We start from the raw sequence: 21060 nt of genomic DNA, 5'->3' as shown, positions 1-21060 counted from the left end.
GATGATCCAGAACCTGCTGGTCGCCAACCGCGGCGAGATCGCCCGCCGCGTGTTCCGCAGCTGCCGCGACGCCGGGATCGGCACGGTGGCGGTGTTCTCCGACGCCGATGCCGCCGCGCCGCACACCGTCGAAGCCGACGCGGCCGTCCGCCTGCCCGGCAACGCACCGTCCGAGACGTACCTGCGCGCCGAGCTGCTGGTGAAGGCCGCGGCCGACACCGGCGCCGACGCCGTCCACCCCGGCTACGGCTTCCTGTCCGAGAACGCCGCGTTCGCCCGCGCCGTGCTCGACGCGGGGCTGACCTGGGTCGGGCCGCCGCCCGAGGCCATCGAGACCATGGGCTCCAAAGTGGAGTCCAAGCGGTTGATGGCCGCCGCCGGTGTCCCGGTGCTGTCCGAACTGGACCCCGCGTCCGTGACGGAAGCGGACCTTCCGCTGCTGGTCAAGGCCTCCGCCGGGGGTGGCGGCCGCGGCATGCGCGTGGTTCGCTCACTCGACGAGCTGGCCGAGGCAGTGGAAGGTGCCAGTGCCGAAGCGGGATCGGCGTTCGGCGACCCCACCGTCTTCTGCGAGCGGTACCTGGAGACCGGGCGCCACATCGAGGTCCAGGTGCTCGCCGACCGGCACGGCACGGTGTGGGCGGTGGGGGAGCGGGAGTGCTCGATCCAGCGCCGGCACCAGAAGGTCGTCGAAGAGGCGCCCTCGCCGTTCGTCGACGACGCCATGCGCGAAGAGCTGTTCGACGCCGCGCGCAAGGCCGCCAAGGCGATCGACTACGTCGGCGCGGGCACGGTCGAGTTCCTCGCCGGGCCCGACGGCCGGTTCTACTTCCTCGAAATGAACACCCGGCTACAGGTCGAGCACCCGGTCACCGAAAACGTCACGGGGCTGGACCTCGTGGCGTTGCAGCTGCGGATCGCCGACGGTGAACGGCTGCCCGCCGACCCGCCGCCCACCGTCGGCCACTCCATCGAGGTCCGGCTCTACGCCGAAGACCCGGCCGCGAACTGGCAGCCGCAGAGCGGCACGCTGCACACCCTGGACGTGCCCGACGTGGACCGTCGGTTCGGCCACGGCCCCGGGCTCAGGCTGGACTCGGGGTTCGAGAGCGGGTCCGTGGTCGGCGTCCACTACGACCCCATGCTCGCCAAGGTGATCACCTGGGCGCCGACCCGCGCCGAGGCCGCCCGACGGCTCGCGAAGGCACTGGCGGCGTCGAAGATCCACGGCGTCGTCACCAACCGCGACCTCCTGGTGAACATCCTCCGCCACGAGGCGTTCCTGGCCGGAGAGACCGACACGGCGTTCTTCGACCGGCACGGCCTGGACACCCTCGCCGCGCCACTGGCCACTGTGGACACCGAGCGCGTCTCGGCCTTGGCCGCGGCGCTCGCGGACGCGGCGGGCAACCGGGCGTCGGCGACCACCCAGAGCCGGCTGCCGAGCGGCTGGCGCAACGTCCGATCGGCCGGGCAGCGCAAGGTCTTCTCGGTCGCGGACCGCGAGTACGAGGTGGTCTACTCGCTGACCCGGGACGGCTTGAAAGCCGAGGGCCAGGACGTCGACCTGGTCGCCGCCGAGCCGGGCCGGGTCGTCCTGGACGTCGCCGGAGTGCGGCGCACCTTCGACGTCGCCCGGCACGACGGAGTGTCCTACGTGGACTCCGCACTCGGCTCGGTGGCGCTGACGGCGGTTCCGAGGTTCGCGGATCCGGACGCGGCGCTGGCGGCGGGGTCGCTGGTGGCGCCGATGCCGGGCACCGTCGTCCGGCTCGCCGTGCAGGCCGGAGACCCGGTCAAGGCGGGCGACCCGCTGTTGTGGCTCGAGGCGATGAAGATGGAACACCGGATCGCCGCGCCCGCCGACGGCGTGGTGACGGAACTGCCGGTCACGGTCGGACAGCAGGTCGAAGTGGGCACGATCCTCGCGGTGGTGGGAGAAGCAGAATGAACGCCATGAACTTCATCGAGCCGGAAGAGCGGATCGCGCTCCGCAAGGCCGTCGCCGAGCTCGGGACCAAGTACGGGCACGAGTACTACGCGCGCAAGGCTCGCGCGGACGAGAAGACGCACGAGCTGTGGGACGAGGCCGGGCGCCTCGGCTACCTCGGCGTCAACATCCCCGAGGAGTACGGCGGCGGGGGCGCGGGCATCGCCGACCTCGCCGCGGTGCTGGAGGAGCTGGCCGCCGCGGGCTCGCCGCTGCTGCTGATGGTCGTCTCGCCGGCGATCTGCGGCACCGTGATCTCCCGCTTCGGCACCGAAGAGCAGAAGAAGCAGTGGCTGCCCGGCATCGCCGACGGCACCAAGCGCATGGTCTTCGCGATCACCGAGCCGGACGCCGGGTCGAACTCGCACAAGATCACCACCACCGCCAAGCGTGACGGCGACGGCTGGGTCCTCAGTGGACGCAAGGTCTACATCTCCGGCGTCGACGAGGCCGACGCGGTGCTCGTCGTCGGGCGCATGGAGGACTCGAAGACCGGCAAGCTCAAGCCCGCGCTGTTCATCCTGCCGACCGGCACCGACGGCTTCGAGTACACGAAGATCCCGATGGACATCATCGCGCCGGAGAACCAGTTCTCGCTGTTCCTCGACGACGTCCACCTGCCCGCCGAGGCGCTCGTCGGCGAGGAGGACGCGGCGATTGCCCAGCTGTTCGCCGGGCTCAACCCGGAACGCATCATGGGCGCGTCGTTCTCCCTCGGCATCGCCCGCTACGCGCTCTCCAAAGCCGTCTCCTACGCCAACCAGCGCCAGGTCTGGGGCACTCCGATCGGCGCTCACCAGGGCCTCGCGCACCCGCTGGCCGAGATCAAGGTCGAGCTGGAACTGGCGAAGCTGATGACCCAGAAGGCCGCGTCGCTCTACGACTCCGGTGACGACTTCGGCGCGGGGGAGTCGGCCAACATGGCCAAGTACGCCGCCGCCGAGGTCGCCATCCGCGCGACCGACCAGGCCGTGCAGACCCACGGCGGCAACGGCCTCGCCACCGAGTACGGCCTCGGCACGCTGGTCACGGCGGTGCGGCTCGGCCGGATCGCCCCGGTCAGCCGCGAGATGGTGCTCAACTTCGTCGGCCAGCACAGCCTCGGCCTGCCCAAGTCCTACTAGGAGAGTCACCATGTCTACATTGGACGGCAAGACGATCATCATGTCCGGCGGCAGCCGCGGCATCGGCGAGGCGATCGCGCTCCGGGCGGCGAAGGACGGCGCGAACGTCGCGCTGCTGGCCAAGACCGCCGAACCGCACCCGAAGCTGCCCGGCACGATCTACACCGCCGCCGAGGCGATCGAGAAGGCGGGCGGGCACGCGCTGCCGATCCTCGGCGACGTCCGCGACGACGACGGCGTGGCCGCCGCGGTGGCGAAGACCGTCGAGCAGTTCGGCGGCATCGACATCGTCGTGAACAACGCGAGCGCGATCGACCTGACGCCGACCGAGCAGGTCAGCATGAAGCGCTACGACCTCATGCAGGACATCAACGCCCGCGGCACGTTCCTGCTCTCGAAGCTGGCCATCCCGCACCTGCGAGCATCCGACAACGCGCACATCCTGACGCTGTCGCCGCCGATCAGCCTCGACGAGAAGTGGTTCACCGCCGGGCACCTCGCGTACAGCATCGCGAAGTACTCGATGAGCCTGGTGACCGTCGGGCTCGCGGCGGAGCTGAAGAAGGACGGCGTCTCGGTCAACTCGCTGTGGCCGCGCACCACGATCGACACCGCGGCGATCCGCAACGTCGTCGGCGCCGAGCTGGCCGACCGCAGCCGGACGCCGGAGATCATGGCCGACGCCGCGTACGCGATCCTCACCAAGCCGAGCGGCGAGGCGACCGGGAACTTCTTCCTCGACGACGAGGTGCTGCGCGCGGCCGGCGTGACGGACTTCGCGAAGTACCGGATCGGCGGCTCCGAGGAGGACCTCCAGCTCGACTTCTGGGTCGATCCGGCTTGACCGGCGTCCGCGAACCCCAGCAGGAACGCAGCCGCACGACGCGGCGGCGGCTGATCGAGGCCGCGCTCGACAGCTTCGGCGAGCGCGGCTGGCACGGGGTCACGGTCGCCGTGATCGCCGAACGCGCGGGCGTCTCCCGAGGCGCCGCGCAGCACCACTTCCCGACGCGGGAGGACCTCGTCGCGGCCGCGGTGGACCTGCTGGGCGAAGCGCAGATCGACGAGCTGCGCGCCCAGGCCGCGGACCTGCCGAGCGGGGTGCCGCGCATCGAGCGCGTCGTCGAGATGGTGCTGAACCTCTACACCGGGCCGCTGTTCCGCGCCGCCCTGCAGCTGTGGTCGGTGGCGGCGACCGACGACGCCCTGCGGGACGTGCTGGTGCCCCTGGAAGCGCGGGTCGGGCGCGAGGCGCACCGGGTGACGGTGGAGCTCCTCGGCGTCGACGAGTCCCGCGCGGGGGTGCGCGAGCTGGTCCAAGCCACCCTCGACCTGGCCCGCGGGCTGGGCCTGGCGAACCTGCTCACGGACGACACCCGGCGCCGGAAGCAGATCGTGCGGGAGTGGGCGCGGACGCTGGAGCTGCGGCTCGGGTGAGCCGGTCCAGTGCCGCCTGGCTCTCCTCGTCGGCGGCACGGAAGATGACCAGCAGCTGGTCCGGGTCCTGGACCGGCCGGAGCGTCTCGAACTCCACGGCGACCACGCCGACCTCCGGGTGGCGCATGACCTTGCGGCCGCGGCCGTTCACCTTGACGTCCTGCTCGGCCCAGAAGCGGGCGAAATCTTCGTTGCCGGCGGTGAACTCGGCGATGAGGCCGGTCAGCGCCCGGTCGTCCGGGTGCGCCGCCCACGCGGCGCGCAGGTGGGCGACCCCTTCCCGCACCACGCGTTCGCGGTCGAGGTAGAACTCGCGCACCTGCGGGTGCATCAGGCACAGCCACATCGAGTTGCGCTGCGCCGGCGGCAGCGTGTCCAGATCCACCAGCAGCCTCGCCATTCCGGTGTTCCACGCGAGGATGTCGTAGCGGTGGTTCAGGAGCATGGCGGGCAGCGGTGCCAGGTCGTCGACCAGCCGGGCGAGCGGCGGCGTCGCGGCGGTGACGAGCTTGTCGGTGTCACGGGCGCGCTGCCGGGTCAGGTCGAAGAGGTACGCGCGCTCGTCGGGAGCCAGGCGCAGCGCCCCGGCGAGCGCCTCCACCACCTCCGCCGAAGGTCGCAGGCCGCGGGCCTGTTCCAGCCGCACGACGTAGTCGACGCTGATCCCGGCCAGCTCGGCGACGTCTTCGCGGCGCAGCCCCGGCGTCCGCCGGCGCGGCGGCAGGCCGAAGTCCCGCGGGTCCAGGCGTTCCCGCCGGGTCCGCAGGAACGCGGCCAGCTCCACCGTGGGGGTCGTCATGATCACTGCAACCGCCAGGGTGGGACGGCTGTTCCCAGGAAGTTCTTTCCCTTACCCCCGGCGCGCGCCGGCCGGAGACTCGCTGCCGACGACCGTTCAAGGAGGACACCATGTCGCTCACCCTCGACAGCTACCGGCTGCTGGGCCGTTCCGGGCTGCGGGTCTCCCCGCTGGCGCTGGGCACGGCGACCTTCGGCACCGAGTGGGGCTGGGGCGCCGAGAAGACCGAGGCGCGCAAGCTGTTCGACACCTACGTCGAGCGCGGCGGCAACTTCATCGACACCGCCAACACCTACACGAACGGCAGCGCCGAGCGTCAGCTGGGCGAATTCACCCGCGACACCCGCGAGAGCCTGGTGCTGGCCACGAAGTACACGACGCTGCGCCGGCCCGGCGACCCGAATTCCACGGGCTCGCACCGCAAGAGCCTGTTCGCGTCGGTGGAAGCCAGCCTGCGGCGGCTGAACACGGACTACCTCGATTTGCTCTACCTGCACGTGTGGGACTTCACGACGCCGGTCGAGGAGATCCTGCGCGGCCTGGACGACCTGGTCCGCCAGGGCAAAGTCCTGTACGTGGCGATGTCCAACGCCCCGGCGTGGGAAATTTCGCGCATGCAGGCGATCGCCGACCTGCGCGGCTGGTCGCCGCTGGTCGGGCTGCAGATCGAGTACAACCTGATCAACCGGGCCGCGGAACGGGACCTGATCCCGATGGCGCGGACGATGGGTCTCGGGGTGACGCCGTTCTCGCCGCTGGCGGGCGGCCTGCTCACCGGCAAGTACGACCGCGCCGGCCGGGCCGCGCCGAGCGCCGGAACCCGCGAGAGCTTCAACGCCGGCCTGGGGATGGTCACCGAACGGAACCTCGCCATCGCCGACGTCGTCAAGGAGGTCGCTCTCGAGCTGGGCCGGACGCCCGCGCAGGTCGCGCTGGCGTGGACCCTGCAGAACCCGGGCGTGACGGCACCGATCATCGGCGCCCGCACCCCCGAGCAGCTGGAGGGCAACCTCGGTGCGCTGGAGGTCGCCTTGACCGCGGCCCAGCTGGCCCGCCTCGACGAGGCCAGTGCGATCGACCTCGGTTATCCGCACGACCTGCTCGCGGGGGACCACATCCGCGCCGTGACGCGAGGGGAGCTGAAGATCGAAGCGCGCCGCTGACCGGCCGGCGGCCGGACCGTGCGGGAGTGGGCCCGCACCGGTCCGCCGTCGACCGCCGGCGGCGGGACCGCTCGCCGCGACCGTCGAACCGCTCATCGACACCGACCGAGACCAATCGGAACCTCGACTTGCTCCGAAACGTCATAGTGCCGTAAGTAACACAATCGGCCCAATGGGCGAATGACTGGTAGTAGCGGTCTTTAGAGGAAGGCAGTCCGGTGTCCGGTTCAGGAGTCGAGCTCACCCACCGCGCGATGGCGATGCTGAGGGCGGTGGCAGCAGGCCGCGCGCAGATGTCGTGCAGCTGCGAGCCCGACCTCTTCATCGACGGATTCGCTTGTTGCGATCAGATGACGGCCCACGCGCTCGCCCACGGCGGCTACCTGCGCCCCGCCGTCGAGGCTGCCGCCGGGCGCGTTCCGGCCGAGCTGACCGAGGCCGGCCGCGCCGCGCTGGAGATCTCCGCCGCCGCCTGAGCACCTGCACGTGCGTCACGCACTGTCGTGGCGTCGAACAGGTGTTCGATATACCGTCGGTGACCTCGACCTGGCAGGCTTGAGCCATGGCGGAACCCCCACCACCGGTGGACGACGAGGCGACGGTCTACCTCCCCAGCGAGCTGCGCGGCGCGCACTGGCCGACCCGCGACCCCGACGTCTCCCGGCGGCCCTACGACGAGTTCGCCACCCAGATCGTCGCCCGGCCGCCCGCCTCGCCCGTCACCGCCGGCCGCGGGGAAGGCGCCGGCTCGTCACTGGCCCGCTCGAGCGGCCGGATGGCCGTCGCGTCGACCGTCAGCCGGATCACCGGGTTCGTCGCGAAGCTGCTGCTCGCCGCGGTGGTCGGGACCAAGGTCGTCAACGACTCCTTCACCGTCGCGAACACCTTGCCCAACATCGTCTTCGAACTGCTCTTCGGCGGCGTGCTCGCCAGCGTGGTCGTGCCGCTGCTGGTCCGCTCCCAGGACGACCCCGACGGCGGCCGTGCCTACACGCAGCGGCTGATCACCATGGGGCTGATCCTGCTGATCATCGGCACGGCCGTCGCGGTGGCGATCGCGCCGCTGTTCACCGCGCTCTACGTCGACAAATCGTCCCCGACGGCCAACCCGGGGCTCACCACGGCCCTGGCGTACCTGCTGCTGCCGCAGATCCTGTTCTACGGCCTCTTCGCGCTGCTTTCGGCGATCCTCAACGCGCAGAACGTCTTCGGCCCGCCCGCCTGGGCGCCGGTGCTCAACAACGTCGTCGTGACCGCCACGCTCGTCGTGTTCGCCGTCGTGCCGTGGGAGCTGACGCTCGACCCGGTCCGGATGGGCGACCCGAAGCTGCTGGTCCTCGGCCTCGGCACCACCCTCGGCATCGTCGTGCAGGCCCTGGTGCTGATCCCGGCGTTGCTGCGCACCGGGTTCCGGTTCCGCTGGCGCTGGGGGTTCGACCCGCGGATCCGGGAGTTCGGCGGGCTCGCCGCGTGGATCCTCGGCTACGTCGTGGTCAGCCACGTCGGCTTCGTCGTCACCACCCGCGTGCTGACGCACGGGACCAGCGGCGGCGTCACGGCCTTCAGCTACGCGTCCCTGCTCTTCCAACTCCCGTACGGCATCCTCGGCGTCTCGCTGCTGACCGCGCTGATGCCGCGGATGAGCCGCGCGGCCGCGGACGGCGACACGGTGTCCCTCGTCGGCGACCTCTCCCTCGCCTCCCGCATCTCGACGGTCTTGTTCCTGCCGATCTCCGCCGTGCTGGCGGTGGTCGGCACGCCGGTCGGCATCGCGATCTTCACCTGGGGCCGCGGCACCCTCGACGACGCCGAGCGCCTCGGCCAGACCCTCGCCGTCTCCGCCGTCGGGCTGCTGCCGTTCGCGCTGGTCATGTTGCAGCTGCGGGTGTTCTACGCGATGAAGGACGCGCGCACGCCCACGCTGATCATGCTCGTGATGACCGCCGTGAAGATCCCGCTGCTGCTGCTCTGCCGCGGCCTGCTCGACGGCGAGCACATCGTCCTCGGCGTGATGCTCGTGAACGGCGCCGGGTTCGTCGTCGGCGCCGTCCTCGGCCAGGTCTGGCTCTGGGTCCGGCTCGGGCACCTGCGCAGCAAGCGATCCCTGCGGGTCGGGCTGATCACGCTCTCCGCCAGCGCCCTCGGCGTCGGGGCCGCGGTGCTTGCCGGCTACGCCGTGCCCGGCTCGCTCGGCGCGATCGCGGGCGCCTGGGTGAAACTGCCGGTCCAGACCTTGCTCGGGATGGCCGTCCCGTTCGGCCTGCTGGCTCTGCTGAGGCTGCCCGAGTTCACCCCGGTGACCCGCCGCGCGGGCGCTCTCCTGCGGCGGTTCGCCCCTCGTTGACGACTACGGCCGGGAGCGCGATCCGGATGTCTCGAAACGGTAACGAGACCGCTGCGATCAGCGCGTTTACATTTCCCGCGCGGCTTTCTACGATCCATCCGGATCAGCGATGGGGTGGAGGTCGTGCATGACGCGCAGGGCGCGCAGGCGGCGGGATCGGGTCACGGTCGACGAACTGCTGCGGGAAGCCGGGGCGCGGCCGCGGAAACCCGGTTCGCGCTCGGCCGAGGCGGCCGCCCGGCGTGATCCCGGCGCCGAACCGCGCGGCGCGGCGGGCCGGATCGCGCTGGCGTCGGCGGTGATCGTGGTGCTCGGCGGGCTCGTGCTCGTCCTGGCGACCCGGACCGACCCCGTCCCGGGGTCCACGCAGTTCCCGCAGCTGCAGCCGGCCACCGGCGTCCCGACGTCCACCGCGATCGCCGTGCCGACGCGGACGACGACCCCGTCGCCGGTGGTCATGCACGCGCGCCAGACGCCGACCCCCACGCCGACCGTGACGGTCGAGCTCCCGCCGTCACCGACGACGACGGTCACCCTCCCGACCTTCACGCCGGACTACCGCTGCTACCCCTACGGCTGCCGCCGCGACGGAATTCCGGTGCGCTGACGCCGGAGCAGCAGGTAGGTCCCGGCGGCGAGGACGAATCCGGCGGCGAACGTCAGGTCGCCGGTGCCGGGAACCGCTTTCGGGATCGGCGCCGTGTAGAGCGCCTGGTTCGCGAACAGCCCGACGGAGACCACCAGCCCGACGAGGAACGCGGTGAACCCGGCGACGTTGCGGTGGCGCCGGTCGGCGAGCAGCTCGCCGAACTCCGTGCCGCGGCGCAGGTGGTGGTCGGCCAGCAGCACGCCGAGCCACGGGCCGATCCAGTAGGCGATGACCAGCAGGAAGTTCTCGTACGCGTGTCCGGCGTCGGCCAGCCCTAGCCAGGCCAGCACGAACCCGACCGCGCCGAACGCGAGCGCGACGACGGCGCGCCGCCAGGCGAGCGGCAGCCGGATCCCGAGGGCGAGGAAGGCGAGCGCGCCGGAGTAGACGTTGAGGACGTTCGCGGCGACGGCGCCGAGCGTGATCGCCAGCAGCGTCGCGGCGGCGAGGAAGCCGGGCAGGTGCCCGGTGAAGGCCGTCGCGGGGTTGTCGTCGGCCGGGCCGGCGATGGTCGTCGAGGCGGCGCCGACGAGCATCAGGACGGTGGTCGAGAGGAACAGGCCACCGCCGGCGTAGAGGCCGATCGCGCGTCGTGACGCGGTCTTCGGCAGGTAACGCGTGTAGTCGGCGGCGTACGGGTTCCAGCCCGCGGTGTAGCCGAACGCGGTGCCGACGGCGAGGAGGAACCCGCCCACGCTGCCGGAGTTGGTGGTGGCGCCCGACTTCCCGAAGATGACGACGCTCGCGACGGCGAACACGACGGCGAGGACGGCGAAGACGTACTTCTCGTACGCCTGGACGAGGTTGTGCCCGAAGAACGCGATGACGATCTGCGCCGCGACGACGAGCACGAGGCAGGCGACGGTGGGGAGCCCGGTGAGGCTGGCGAGCGCGAAGGCCCCGCTGACGCTGTTGACGGCGAACCAGCCGACGCCGGCCATGACCGACATGAGCGCGGCGGGCACGACGTTGCCGCGGTAGCCGAACGCGGCCCGCCCGAGCACCATCTGCGGCACGCCGTAGCGCGGCCCGCGGGCGGAGAGGACGCCGTGCGCGACGGCGCCGAGGCCGTTCCCGACGACGGCGGCGAGGGCGGCCTGGGTGAAGGAGAGCCCGAACGCGGTGACGGCGAGGACGCCGACGAAGATCGTCGCGAACTCGAGGTTGGGGGAGGCCCAGGTCCAGGCCAGCTGCCGGGGCCTGCCGTGGCGGTCGGCGTCGGCGACGGGTTCGACCCCGCCGGGCTCGACGGCCACCACCTTGTCGCCGTAACCGGCCGCTTCGGTCCTCGCCATGGGAAGACGGTAAGCGACGAAGATTGCGGCGGTGTGACGGAATCCGGTTCCCGGTGAGCGAAACGGTTTCCGCTCACCGGTACCCGGCAGTGTTCTCCGAAACCCGTCTCGACCCGCGAAGACCCCCTCACCGGCCCCGATGCCGGTGAGAGGGTCTTCGGCAGCCCCACTACGGGTCCAGGGGTCAGCCGGCGTACCCGGCGACGATCTTCGTGAACGCGTACTTGTCCTGCGTGATGCCGCTGCACTCGCCGCCGCCGCTGCAGTCGCGGTTGGTGGCCCAGAACGTGAAGCGGGCCAGGTGGTGGCTCGTCGCGTAGCCGCGGATGGAGTTGAAGTTCGCCACCGAGACCGTCTCGCCCGCGTTGTCGGTCTTGCCGTTCATCGAGGAGAGGCCGCTGTGCCGGTAGGCGGTGTCGTCGTTCCAGCCGAACGTGGTCTTGAGCTGGTTCTTCAGCCCGTCGACCGCGGACTTCGTCATCGCGGCCATGTCGCCGCCGCTGGAGAAGTCGAACGGCATGACCGACCAGACGTCGACCGGGGCGCCGATCGCCTTGGCCTGGTTGATCAGGCGCTTGCCCCAGCTGTCGGGGCCGGTCGTCGTGGTGCCGATGGTGATGACGACCTTGACGTTGGGGTTCTTCTGCTTGGTCAGCTTGACCGCGTTGAGGATGCGGTCCTGCACCGTGTTGTTCTGGAACTCGTCGGTGTTCTCGATGTCGAGGTCGATCGCCTTGAGGCCGTAGGCGTCGATCACCTTCTGGTACGCGCCGGCCAGCGCCGACGCCGACGTGCACTTCGAGCCCAGCTTCGTGCCGGACCAGCCGCCGAAGGAGGGGATCACGTCCCCGCCCGCGTTGCGGATGTTCTGGATCATCGTCTTGTCCGAGCCGGTCAGCGAGCGGCTGCCGTCCCACTTCGGGTTGCAGGTGCCGTCGGACAGGACGAACGCGAGGGTAAACGCTTTCACGCCGGTGGCGGACATCGCCGCGGTGGGGCTGGTCTGCCCGCCCCACTGGTACAGGTACGGCGATGCGAGCACCGGGTCGACCGCGGCCATGGCCTGCGGGGCGAGGCCGACCGCCGTCGCCATCGCGGCTCCGGCCGCGACCGCGAGAGTGACCAGACGGCGCACTGGGGTCGCCGATCGGGCCAAAAGCAGGCCGCCCGTCGAGCGACGAGCAACCGTTGCCACGAAACTGTTCGGCCGTGACTGTGGGCGAATCGGCGATGAACGATGCAGCATGGGGGTCCTCCAAACGTGCTGGATGGAGCACCTCCGGTTTGAGGCGGCGGGATCAACCCGGGAGGAGCGCTGTGCCACCACACAGTGGACTAGACCAATGTTGTATGTCAACCCTTCGAGGGTCGGAAATATGACTTACCGTGCGCGCACGGTCTCCGAGCGTCGGCGTTGTGAGATTCCCCTGAAGGCGGAGTGACAGCGCCCCGCATTACGGCTACTTTGCCGAAATGGTGGGGGATTCCACGGTCGCCGCCGGCGGGGGACGCCGCCCGGGCCGGTTCCTGCCTGCCGTCGTCCTCCAGCGCTGGGCGCTGTGGCGGCTGCCGCGTCGCGGCCAGGTCCTCTACGTCGTCGCGATCGACGTCCTCGCCGTCGCCGCCGCCGTGCTCGCGGCCCTCCGGTTCCCGCCGCTCACCGCGATGCTGGTGCCGTTCGCGCTGCTCCTGGGCGGGATGCTGGTGTCGGCCGAGCTCGCCCGGACGGTGGAGCGCCACCGCGAGGACACCCTCCTCGGCCCCGGCGTCGACACCCCGTGGATCTTCGCCGGGGTGCTGGTGCTCCGGCCGGGCCTCGCCGTCGCACTGGTCGTGCTGTCCGCGCTGCACCAGTGGTTCCGGGTCCGCAGAAGACCCGTGTACCGGCAGGTGTTCGGCGCCGCCGCGACGGCGCTGGCCGGCCTCGTCGCCGGGGCGTTCCTCACCTCGACGGACGTCCGGCCGCTCGGCGAGGTCCTCGACACCCGCACCGTCGTCCTGCTGACCGTCGCCGGGGTGGTGTTTCTGGCGGTGAACGCCGCGCTCGTGACCGCCGCCGACGGCCCCCGCCCGCTCGGCGCGGCTCTTCCCGGCCACGCTTTCGACGCTGCGATGGCAGCGTCCGCCTTGCCGCTCGGCTGGGCCGTGGCGGCCGCGCCGGCGCTCGTGCCGGTGCTGGCCGGCGCCACCGTCGTGCTGCACCGCGGCGGGCTGGGCCGCGGCCGCCGCGACCACGTCACCCTCGACCCCGGCACCGGCGTGCTGACCGCGGCGTCGTGGCGCGGCGCCGCCGAAGCCGAGCTGGACCGGCTCGGCCGCCACGGTCCCGGCCAGGCCGTGCTGCTGCTCGACCTCGACCACTTCCGCCAGCTCAACGACCGCTACGGCGCCCGCATCGGCGACGCCGTCCTGCGCGCGGTCGCCGACACCCTGCGCGACGAGGTCCGCTCGGCGGATCTCGTGGGCCGCTCCGGTGGTGAGGAGTTCGCGGTGCTGCTGCCCGGCACGGGCCGCTTCGACGCGATGGCGATCGCCGAGCGGATCCGGCTGCGGATCGCCTCGACGCTGGTGGCGCTGAAGGCCTCGGGTGACGGTCCGCAGTTCGTCGGCGTGACGGTGTCGATCGGCGTCGCGGGCTGCGCCGACGGCCTGCTGGCGGACGCGCTGCTCGCGGCGGAAGCGGCGGTGCTGCGCGCGAAGGCGGCGGGCCGCAACCGGACGATCTGCGCCGAACCGGCGTCGTGATCCGACCGTTAGCTCGGCCGTACAACCGGCAATACCGCTGAGCGCCTTGGTTGGCAGGAAGGCGGCGAGGGGCCGTCGGGGGAATTCAGGGGGAAGAATGTTTTCGTTTCGTCGTGCCGCGGGCATCGCGACCATCGTGACGGCGGCCGCGATTCTGTCGGCTTGCACCGGTCAGCAGGATTCCGCTGCGCATGGCGGACCGGTTACGACGCCAACGACAGCGGTGGCACCGACGGCCGTCGCCGCTCCCGTGCAGGCCACCACGCCTGTGGCGAAGCCGGTGCCGGCCAAGGTGAGCGCTTGTGCCTCGGCGACCAAGGCCACGCTGGAAGCCGCGCTCAAGGCGAACAAGGAATTGTCCGGTGCACTGGTCGTCGACAGCAAAGGTCTGCAGCGCATCAAGTGCGCGACGCCCTGGGCTTTCGCGCACTTCACCAATGACATCGACGGCGGCCGCGTTTTGTTCAATTATCGGAACGGAACCTGGATCGCGCGGACCGGGGGCACCGGGGAATTGTGCGAAGAGGTCCCGGCCGCGATCGCCGGGCAGATTTGTTCCTGACGGTCAGGTCATCGTGATGGCGTTGAGCTTCTCCCGCAGGTAGGCCGAAGCGATGACCTCGGGATACGTCGTCTTGCCCAGCGGCGGCGCCAGCGACGTGATGCGCGCGTCGTGGTCGGTCTCGTAGAAGAAGATCAGGGACACCAGATCCTCTTCCGGGGCCGACGCCGCCGGTGGCAGGACGCGGTGACGCGTCGAGCGCCAGCGGTCGCCCGTCCAGCGGGCCATCAGGTCGCCGATGTTCACCGTGAACGCGTCCGGGTGGAACGGCGCGTCCTCCCACTCGCCGCCGGCCGTGTAGACCTGCAGGCCGCCGACGCCGGCCTGGCGGTCGAGGACCGTCACCGTGCCGAAGTCGGTGTGCGGGCCGATCCGGAACTGGTCCGCCTCCGGCGCGCCGACGTGGGTCATCGGCGGGTACCAGTTGATGTTGAACGTGTACGTCGGGTGCGCGGTGTGGCGGGTGAAGTGGCTCTCGGCCAGGCCGAGCGCCGCGGCGAAGATCTCCAGCAGGTGATCCGACAGGGCCCGCATCCGGCGCATGTACTCCGTGGCCGTCTCGGCGAAGCCGGGCACCTCGTCCGGCCAGACGTTGGCCTGGAACCAGAACCCGTCGACCTCGGCGACGCCCACGCCGAAATCCGCGCCCGCCGAGAACGACTCCTTCAGGTCCGGCGGCGTCTCGGTGCCCTCGGCGTAACCGTTGGCCTCGACGCCCGGCGGCAGCCAGCCGCGACCGCCGACGGTGACGGCGTAGCGCTGCTTGACGTCCTCGGGCAGCGCGAAGAACTCCCGCGCCAGCTCACGCGTCCGGCTGCGCAGGTCGTCCGGGACGCCGTGCCCGGTGACCAGCAGGAACCCGGACTCGCGCAGCGCGAGGTCGATCTGCCCGGCCACCTCGGCGCGGCCCTCGGACGTGCCCGCGAACCACGGCGAAAGGTCCACGAGCGGAACGGTTGACGGCATACCGGCTCCTCAGCAAACGCTGTCCAGTCAAGAACTGTCCTATTCGGACTTTTCGACCCCGATGTCCTCGAACCACAGGTCCGGGCGCGCGGCGATGAACTCCGTCATCAGCGCGGTGCACGCGGGGTCGTCGAGCAGGGTGATCTCCACGCCGAGCCCGGCCAGCCAGTCGTGCCCGCCGTGGAACGTTTCCGCCTCGCCGATGATGACGCGCCCGATCCCGAACTGACGGACGAGCCCGGAGCAGTACCAGCACGGCGAAAGCGTGGTGACCATGATCGTGTCGCGGTAGTGCGGCCGGCGCCCGGCGTTGCGGAACGCCGAGGTCTCGGCGTGCATCGAGGGGTCGTCGTCCTGCACGCGCCGGTTGTGCCCGCGGCCCAGCAGCGTGCCCGCGGTGTCGAACAGCGCGGCCCCGATCGGCACGCCGCCTTCGGCCTTGCCCAGCTCGGCTTCTTCACGGGCGATGGCGAGCAGGGCGCCAGGGTCGATCGGCATGCGCCACTCTTTCCACCCGACGCGGTCCGTGGCAAGTGTCCGACCACCTCTCAGGTGGATCGAGGACCGGAACTGTCCTCGATGTCTGGCACACTGCGTGCCATGTACGGCACTTCGGAACGCCTGCTCAGGTTGCTCTCGCTGCTGCAAGCGCGGCGCGACTGGCCGGGCGCCGACCTGGCGTTGCGGCTCGAGGTCGACGTCCGCACGATCCGCCGCGACGTCGAGCGGCTACGTTCCCTCGGCTATCCGGTGCACGCGACTCCCGGCGTCGCCGGCGGCTATCGCCTCGGCGCGGGCGCCGCTCTTCCGCCGCTGCTGCTGGACGACGACGAGGCCGTCGCGGTCGCGGTCGGCCTGCGCACGGCGGCGAGCGGCACGGTCAGCGGCATCGAGGAGACGTCCGTGCGCGCGCTGGCGAAGCTGGAGCAGGTACTGCCGGCGCGGCTGCGGCCGCGGGTGGGGGCGCTGCACACGGCGACGCTGTCGCTCCCGGGTGGCGGCCCGACGGTCGACGCCTCGGTGCTGACCGCGATCGCGGCGGCCTGCCGCGACCACGAGCGGCTGCGCTTCGGCTACGGCGACCGGGCCGGTGCGGAGACGGAACGGTCGGTCGAGCCGCTGCGCCTGGTCCACACCGGGCGGCGCTGGTACCTGGTGGCGTTCGACCTGGACCGCGACGGCTGGCGCACGTTCCGCGTGGACCGCATCGTGGGCGTGCCGGCCCCCAGCTTCCGGTTCACACCGCGTGAGCCTCCGGCCGAGGACCTCGCGGCGTACGTGTCGCGCCAGATTTCGTCGGCGCCCTACCCGCTCCAGTTCGTGCTGCGGGTGGCCGTCCCGGCGGCGGTGCTGGCCGAGCGGATCCCGCCGACGAGCGGCGCGGTCGAGCCGATCGACGAGCACAGCTGCCGGGTGCGGACCGGGGCGAACACCCTGGACACAGTCCCGTACTACTTGGCCCAGTGGGGCTACGACTTCGTGGTGGAAGAGGCGCCGCCGGGTCTCGTGGAGCGGCTGCGGGAGGTGGCCGAGCGCTTCGCCCGGGCGGTGGGTTAGGCCGCTTCCACGCGGACGCGGTCACGTTCGCCGTCGGAGAGGTACGACGCCAGCGCGCCTCCCTCCGCGTCGACAGCCGAGCGTTCGGGCTTGGTCAGGCGCCGCAACGGCCGCACCACCACCGCGTCGGCGTCCACCTTCCAGGTCGCCGAGACCCGGCCGTCCACCAGCACCACCCGTTCGCCCGCGACCGACAGCCCGCGATGGGCGTCGTCGATGAGGCGGGTCCGGTCGTCGTAGCCGAGGATCGCGTTGTCGAACGCCGGCAGGAACCGCACCGGCGCCGGTGTGTCGGGGTCGGGGCGCGGCGCGTCCGGCAGGTCGAGCAGCTCGCGGCCGCGCTCGTCGCGGAAGACCACCAGTTCCTCGCGCACCGCTTTCACCGCCGCCGGGAGCCCCGCCAGGCCGGACCACGCGCGCAGGTCCGCCGTCGCCGCCGGACCGAACGCGGCGAGGTAGCGCTTCACCAGCGCCTGCCCGACGCCGTCGGCCGGGTCGAGCGGGTCGATCTCCCGGCCCAGCCACGACGCGAGCGGCAGGTTCCGCACCCCGCCCTTGGTGCGCCACAACCCGCGGGGCGGCAGCTGCGCCACCGGGATCAGCGCGGCGATGAGCATCTCGCCGAGCGGCCGCGGACCGCACGAGGGCCAGCGGTCGGCGACGGCCCGGGCCAGCTCGCCCATCGAGCGGGGCTCGCCGTCGGCCAGGACCGCCCGGCCCGCCGCCGTGAGCTCGTCGAGGTCCACCCCGTCGAGCTCGCGGCGGTAGGTGCCGAGGACGCGCTGGCGCAGCATGGCGTCGAAGCGGGCCCGCCACGCCAGGACGTCCTCGGCGGTGAGCAGGTGGACGGTCCGGCGCATCAGGTGCGTCCGCACGACGCGCCGCCCGGCGAGCAGGTCCGACAACTCCGCCGGGTCGAACGCGCGCAGCCGGGACCACAGCCCGGTGAACGGCTCCTGCGGTTCCTGCGCCTGCAGGCCGCCGAGGTGCGCGACGGCATCGTGCACCGGCAGAGCGGCGCGCTCGAGCAGCAGCTGGCGGGCGAGCGTCGCGCGGTTGAGCGCCTGGGGGCTGAGAGTCGTCACGTCGTCTTCTGGCCGTCGAGCGTCTCGCGGAGGAGATCGGCGTGGCCGGCGTGCTGGGCGGTCTCGGCGATGACGTGCAGGACGGCCCGTCGTGCGGTCCACACCGTCCCCGGCCGGTTCCACGGCGCGTCCGGCAGCGGGTGCGTCGCGGACAGGTCGACCTTCGCGACGATCTCCTCGCTGCGCTTCGCGATGTCTTCGTAGCGCGCGAGCACGCCCGCCAGGGTCTCGCCGGACTGCATGGCGAACTCGTTCTGGTGGTCGATCGCCCACTGCGGATACTCGTGGGCGGTCCCGGCCGCCATGTCCGCCCACGTCACGCCGTCGGGCAGGTCGAAGCGCATGGCCGACGGGCCGTCGACGGCGAAGTTCAGCCAGTTCTCTTCCATGGACGCGACGTGCTTGACGAGGCCGCCGAGGCACAGCGCGCTGACGGTCGGTCGCGCGCCGGCTTGCTCGTCGGTGAGGCCGTTCACGGAGGTGATGAGGGCGGCTCGGGCGGCCGCCAGCTCGGCGATCAGGTCGGCGCGTTCGCTTTCGTGGGTCATGCGACCACTGTGTCAGGGGTAGCGGACAGGATGTGTCCGCTACTTCGGGCACGATCGGAGACATGCCGAAAACTTCCGCGCGCCTGCTGGCTCTGCTCTCGCTCCTGCAGGCGCGCCGCGACTGGCCGGGGGCGCTCCTGGCCGAGCGCCTGGAGGTCAGCGCGCGCACGGTCCGCCGGGACGTCGACCGGCTGCGCGAGCTGGGCTACCCGATCGTGACGGCCAAGGGCCCCGACGGCGGTTACCGGCTCGGCGCGGGCGCGGAGCTGCCGCCGCTGCTGTTCGACGACGAGCAGGCGGTCGCCCTCGCCGTGGCGCTGCGGACGGTTTCCGGCGGCGGGATCGAGGAAGCGGCGGCGCGGGCCCTGACCACGGTCCGGCAGGTGATGCCGGCCCGGCTGCGCCACCGCGTCGACGCGCTGCACGTCACGACCGTCTCCGCGGGGCCGCCGGTGGATCCGTCGGTGCTGGCGGCGCTCAGCGCGGCGGTGCACGCCCGGGAGGTGCTGCGGTTCGACTACGCGGTTTCGGGGTCGCTGCGCCGGGCGGAGCCGCACCACCTGGTGACGAGGGGCGGGCGCTGGTACCTGGTGGCCTGGGACGTCGACCGCGCGGACTGGCGCACCTTCCGCGTCGACCGGATGACGCCGCGGATTCCGACCGGCCCCCGGTTCGTCCCCCGGGAGCTGCCCGGGGGAGACGTGGCGGCGTTCGTGGCGGACCGGTTCTCGGGCAAGGACGAGTGCCGCGGCGAGGTGATCCTGGACCTGCCGGCGAGTGTCGTATCGGCGTACGCCGGCGACGGGGTGGTCGAGGAGCTGGGTCCTTCGCGCTGCCGGCTGGTGCTGGGGGCGTGGTCGTGGGTGGGCCTGGCGGCGTCGATCGGCCGGTTCGACGCCGACGTCGAGGTCGTCGGACCGGAGGAGCTGAAGGAGGCGTTCGCGCGGCTGGCCCGGCGCTATGCCGCGGCCGCCGACCGACCGCTCAGTCTGTGACCGGCGTCTCAGCCTGCGACGCGCCGAGCATCCGCAGCACCAGGCCGCCGTACTCCTTGCCGAGCGCGGTCGGCGTCTGCCGGGCGCGGTCGGTGTACCAGCGGGCCACGTCGACGCCCAGGGAGAGCACCGCGCGGGCCGAAACGTGGGCGTCGGAGACGGTGAAGACGCCGGCCTCGGCGCCGTCCGTGATCACTTCGCGCACGATCCGCTCGATGCGTCGCCGCAGCTCGGCGACCACTTCGAACTCCTGCTCGGGCAGGGCCTGCAGCTCGTACTGCACGACCCGGGCGACGGTGTGGCGCCGCGCGTGCCAGGCGACGAAGTCCTCGACGATCAGCCGGATCCGTTCGACGGGATCGGACTCCTTGGCGACGACGTTCTCGACGAGGGCGAGGGTCTGCTCGTGCCCGTACCGGCTGATGGCGAAGAGCAGCGCGGCCTTGGAGGGGAAGTGCACGTAGAGGGCGGCCGGGCTCATCCCGGCGGCCCCGGCGATGTCCCGGGTGGTGGTGGCGTGATAGCCCCGCTTGGCAAAGGCCTCGACCCCGGCGAGCATCAAGCGGCGCGCGGTCTCGGGCTGCACATCCGGCCACAGTTCGGCCGACAGCGACATCGTCATCCGGTGATCCTCCCAGACCGCACCACCCGGGATGGCCGGCGCCGATCGACCCCATTGTAAGCGGGCGCTTTGTGGAGAGGTCTGGGGATACATCCCCAAAATGGGGATGTCATGCCAGTGAGGCTAGCGCCCTGACGGCCGGCCGCGACACCCGGGGCCAGCTTCAGCTGCCCAACCTGAGTCGAACGTGCGTTCGAGAATTTGATAGACTGTGAATATCGGCGGTGCGGCTGCAGGGGAAGTGCGACCCGCACCGCCGCGCCCCCTCGGCGCTGCGCCGGGGGCGCCGATCACCCCCGGATTGAGCTTCGGCGATGAAATTGCGTGGCCGACCATGAACGCCATCCGCCCCGACAGGTGGTCACCTCCGCCGCATTGCCGGCGGGCTCATGTACCCCTCAGGGCGCCAGCGGATGCGGCTCTCCGGTCAGCGCCGCGACCACAACCGCGAGCTCGTCGACGGTAGCCGCGACGTAGGTCATCGTGCTACTCGTCTGGTAAACCGTCGCGGCGTGCCCCGCGAACGACGCCGACATCGCATAGCCGTAGTTGCGCTCGACCCAGGTCAAGGTCGTGTAGCGGATCCAATGCGCCGTGATCCCCATCGCACCGATCCAGGGCAGGTGCTGATGCAGCCGCGACCACAGCGCGGCATGCCGGGAGCGGGTGATCGGGGTCCCGTCACGATGCCGCAGCAGTCCCTCGTCGAACCCGGGCGCCCGGACGCGCCCCGGACATACACGAGCAGACCGGCCGCAAGCGTCGGCGAGATCGGCTGCTCGCGCGTCGTGCCACCTTTCTCCCGCAGGCGCACGGTGCACAGCTCGTCATTGACGTCACAAGGCCGCAGCGCCAATGCGCCCCCTCGCCTGCACGCGGTTTCGGTGTGCAGGCGCAGCAACAAGCTGTCCAACGCGGGATCCGTGCCGGTCGACGCCGCGGTCGTGTTGATCTCCAGCAGCTGCCGGTGGGTCAGAGCACGCCGCAGACTCTTGTGGCGTCGAGGCTTCCTGAGCTTCGAGGTGGGGTTCCTCTGCGCCGTGACGTACCTGTCGGCTTCGGCAACCACGTAAAGATGTCTCGACGCATCGATGAAGTTCGCCTTCGCCGAGAGGCCATCACGTGAACCGCGTCGAGCGACGCCGGGACCGTCCGCGACGGCCTGAACCCGGAGACGGT

At 71.6% G+C, this 21060-nt stretch carries 21 protein-coding genes; 12 read left to right on the top strand and 9 right to left on the bottom strand.

Annotation, left to right across the window (positions count from 1 at the left end):
• Position 1 precedes the first annotated feature (1 nt).
• Genes AB0M59_RS11705 through AB0M59_RS11690 form a run of 4 tightly spaced genes read left to right on the top strand, consistent with a single transcriptional unit; the run spans position 2 to position 4551 of the window.
• Positions 2-1951 (top strand): biotin carboxylase N-terminal domain-containing protein, encoded by a 1950-nt coding sequence (locus AB0M59_RS11705; protein ID WP_364612579.1) that lies wholly within the window; start codon positions 2-4, stop codon positions 1949-1951.
• Positions 1948-3114: an acyl-CoA dehydrogenase gene (locus tag AB0M59_RS11700; protein WP_364612576.1), complete on the top strand. Its 1167-nt coding sequence runs from the start codon at positions 1948-1950 to the stop codon at positions 3112-3114. Before AB0M59_RS11705 ends, AB0M59_RS11700 begins: the two co-directional genes overlap by 4 nt.
• A 10-nt stretch (positions 3115-3124) precedes the next feature.
• On the top strand, positions 3125-3958 hold the full coding sequence (locus tag AB0M59_RS11695; RefSeq protein ID WP_364612573.1) for an NAD(P)-dependent oxidoreductase: 834 nt from the start codon (positions 3125-3127) through the stop codon (positions 3956-3958).
• The gene (locus tag AB0M59_RS11690; protein ID WP_364612570.1) at positions 3955-4551 is read left to right on the top strand and encodes a TetR/AcrR family transcriptional regulator; all 597 of its coding nucleotides are present in this window, start codon (positions 3955-3957) and stop codon (positions 4549-4551) included. The genes AB0M59_RS11695 and AB0M59_RS11690 overlap by 4 nt, the downstream gene beginning before the upstream one ends.
• Here AB0M59_RS11690 and AB0M59_RS11685 read toward each other — a convergent pair.
• Complete coding sequence (locus tag AB0M59_RS11685; protein WP_364612567.1) at positions 4478-5350, bottom strand: helix-turn-helix transcriptional regulator; 873 nt, start codon at positions 5348-5350, stop codon at positions 4478-4480. The genes AB0M59_RS11690 and AB0M59_RS11685 overlap by 74 nt on opposite strands.
• A 110-nt stretch (positions 5351-5460) precedes the next feature.
• Here AB0M59_RS11685 and AB0M59_RS11680 point away from each other — a divergent pair, with 110 nt between their 5' ends.
• From AB0M59_RS11680 to AB0M59_RS11665, 4 genes are all read left to right on the top strand, one after another.
• On the top strand, positions 5461-6513 hold the full coding sequence (locus AB0M59_RS11680) for an aldo/keto reductase (RefSeq protein WP_364612564.1): 1053 nt from the start codon (positions 5461-5463) through the stop codon (positions 6511-6513).
• Positions 6514-6731: 218 nt separating this feature from the next.
• Positions 6732-6989 (top strand): hypothetical protein, encoded by a 258-nt coding sequence (locus AB0M59_RS11675; RefSeq protein WP_364612561.1) that lies wholly within the window; start codon positions 6732-6734, stop codon positions 6987-6989.
• 86 nt (positions 6990-7075) lie between these two features.
• A complete protein-coding gene (gene murJ / locus AB0M59_RS11670; protein ID WP_364612558.1) occupies positions 7076-8857 on the top strand; it encodes a murein biosynthesis integral membrane protein MurJ in 1782 nt (593 codons plus the stop codon).
• Between the two features lie 127 nt (positions 8858-8984).
• A complete protein-coding gene (locus tag AB0M59_RS11665) occupies positions 8985-9464 on the top strand; it encodes a hypothetical protein (protein WP_364612556.1) in 480 nt (159 codons plus the stop codon).
• On the opposite strand, the gene AB0M59_RS11660 is transcribed toward AB0M59_RS11665, so the two are convergent.
• Positions 9428-10801 (bottom strand): cytosine permease, encoded by a 1374-nt coding sequence (locus tag AB0M59_RS11660; protein ID WP_364612553.1) that lies wholly within the window; start codon positions 10799-10801, stop codon positions 9428-9430. The two genes, AB0M59_RS11665 and AB0M59_RS11660, sit on opposite strands and share 37 nt — an antisense overlap.
• 184 nt (positions 10802-10985) lie before the next feature.
• Positions 10986-11936: a chitinase gene (locus AB0M59_RS11655; protein ID WP_364612551.1), complete on the bottom strand. Its 951-nt coding sequence runs from the start codon at positions 11934-11936 to the stop codon at positions 10986-10988.
• 338 nt (positions 11937-12274) lie between these two features.
• On the opposite strand from AB0M59_RS11655, the gene AB0M59_RS11650 reads away from it, so the two are divergent.
• Positions 12275-13546 (top strand): GGDEF domain-containing protein, encoded by a 1272-nt coding sequence (locus tag AB0M59_RS11650; protein WP_364612548.1) that lies wholly within the window; start codon positions 12275-12277, stop codon positions 13544-13546.
• Positions 13547-13643: 97 nt separating this feature from the next.
• Entirely contained in the window at positions 13644-14108 is a 465-nt protein-coding gene (locus AB0M59_RS11645; RefSeq protein ID WP_364612545.1) for a hypothetical protein, read from the top strand.
• Between the two features lie 3 nt (positions 14109-14111).
• Here the strand turns inward: AB0M59_RS11645 and AB0M59_RS11640 are convergent, their stop codons facing one another.
• Positions 14112-15074, bottom strand: a complete 963-nt coding sequence (locus tag AB0M59_RS11640; RefSeq protein ID WP_364612542.1) for a 2-oxoglutarate and iron-dependent oxygenase domain-containing protein — start codon at positions 15072-15074, stop codon at positions 14112-14114.
• 39 nt (positions 15075-15113) lie between these two features.
• Entirely contained in the window at positions 15114-15572 is a 459-nt protein-coding gene (locus tag AB0M59_RS11635; protein WP_364612540.1) for a nucleoside deaminase, read from the bottom strand.
• 102 nt (positions 15573-15674) lie between these two features.
• Between AB0M59_RS11635 and AB0M59_RS11630 the strand changes: the two genes are divergently transcribed.
• Positions 15675-16631 (top strand): YafY family protein, encoded by a 957-nt coding sequence (locus AB0M59_RS11630; RefSeq protein ID WP_364612537.1) that lies wholly within the window; start codon positions 15675-15677, stop codon positions 16629-16631.
• Here the strand turns inward: AB0M59_RS11630 and AB0M59_RS11625 are convergent.
• The gene (locus AB0M59_RS11625) at positions 16628-17716 is read right to left on the bottom strand and encodes a winged helix DNA-binding domain-containing protein (RefSeq protein ID WP_364612534.1); all 1089 of its coding nucleotides are present in this window, start codon (positions 17714-17716) and stop codon (positions 16628-16630) included. The genes AB0M59_RS11630 and AB0M59_RS11625 overlap by 4 nt on opposite strands.
• Positions 17713-18264 (bottom strand): DinB family protein, encoded by a 552-nt coding sequence (locus AB0M59_RS11620; RefSeq protein ID WP_364612531.1) that lies wholly within the window; start codon positions 18262-18264, stop codon positions 17713-17715. Before AB0M59_RS11620 ends, AB0M59_RS11625 begins: the two co-directional genes overlap by 4 nt.
• Positions 18265-18326: 62 nt before the next feature.
• Between AB0M59_RS11620 and AB0M59_RS11615 the strand changes: the two genes are divergently transcribed.
• Positions 18327-19259, top strand: coding sequence for a YafY family protein (locus AB0M59_RS11615; RefSeq protein WP_364612528.1), 933 nt, complete (start codon positions 18327-18329; stop codon positions 19257-19259).
• On the opposite strand, the gene AB0M59_RS11610 is transcribed toward AB0M59_RS11615, so the two are convergent.
• Together AB0M59_RS11610 and AB0M59_RS11605 are read right to left on the bottom strand one after the other, a co-directional pair.
• Complete coding sequence (locus AB0M59_RS11610) at positions 19249-19881, bottom strand: TetR/AcrR family transcriptional regulator (protein WP_364612525.1); 633 nt, start codon at positions 19879-19881, stop codon at positions 19249-19251. The genes AB0M59_RS11615 and AB0M59_RS11610 overlap by 11 nt on opposite strands.
• Before the next feature lie 398 nt (positions 19882-20279).
• Entirely contained in the window at positions 20280-20486 is a 207-nt protein-coding gene (locus AB0M59_RS11605; protein WP_364612522.1) for a hypothetical protein, read from the bottom strand.
• Positions 20487-21060 lie beyond the last annotated feature (574 nt).

This window comes from Amycolatopsis sp. NPDC051371 (assembly GCF_040682155.1).
GTDB lineage: Bacteria > Actinomycetota > Actinomycetes > Mycobacteriales > Pseudonocardiaceae > Amycolatopsis.
The sequence above is the reverse complement of the archived record's forward strand: the minus strand, read 5'-3'. Positions and strand labels throughout refer to the sequence as shown.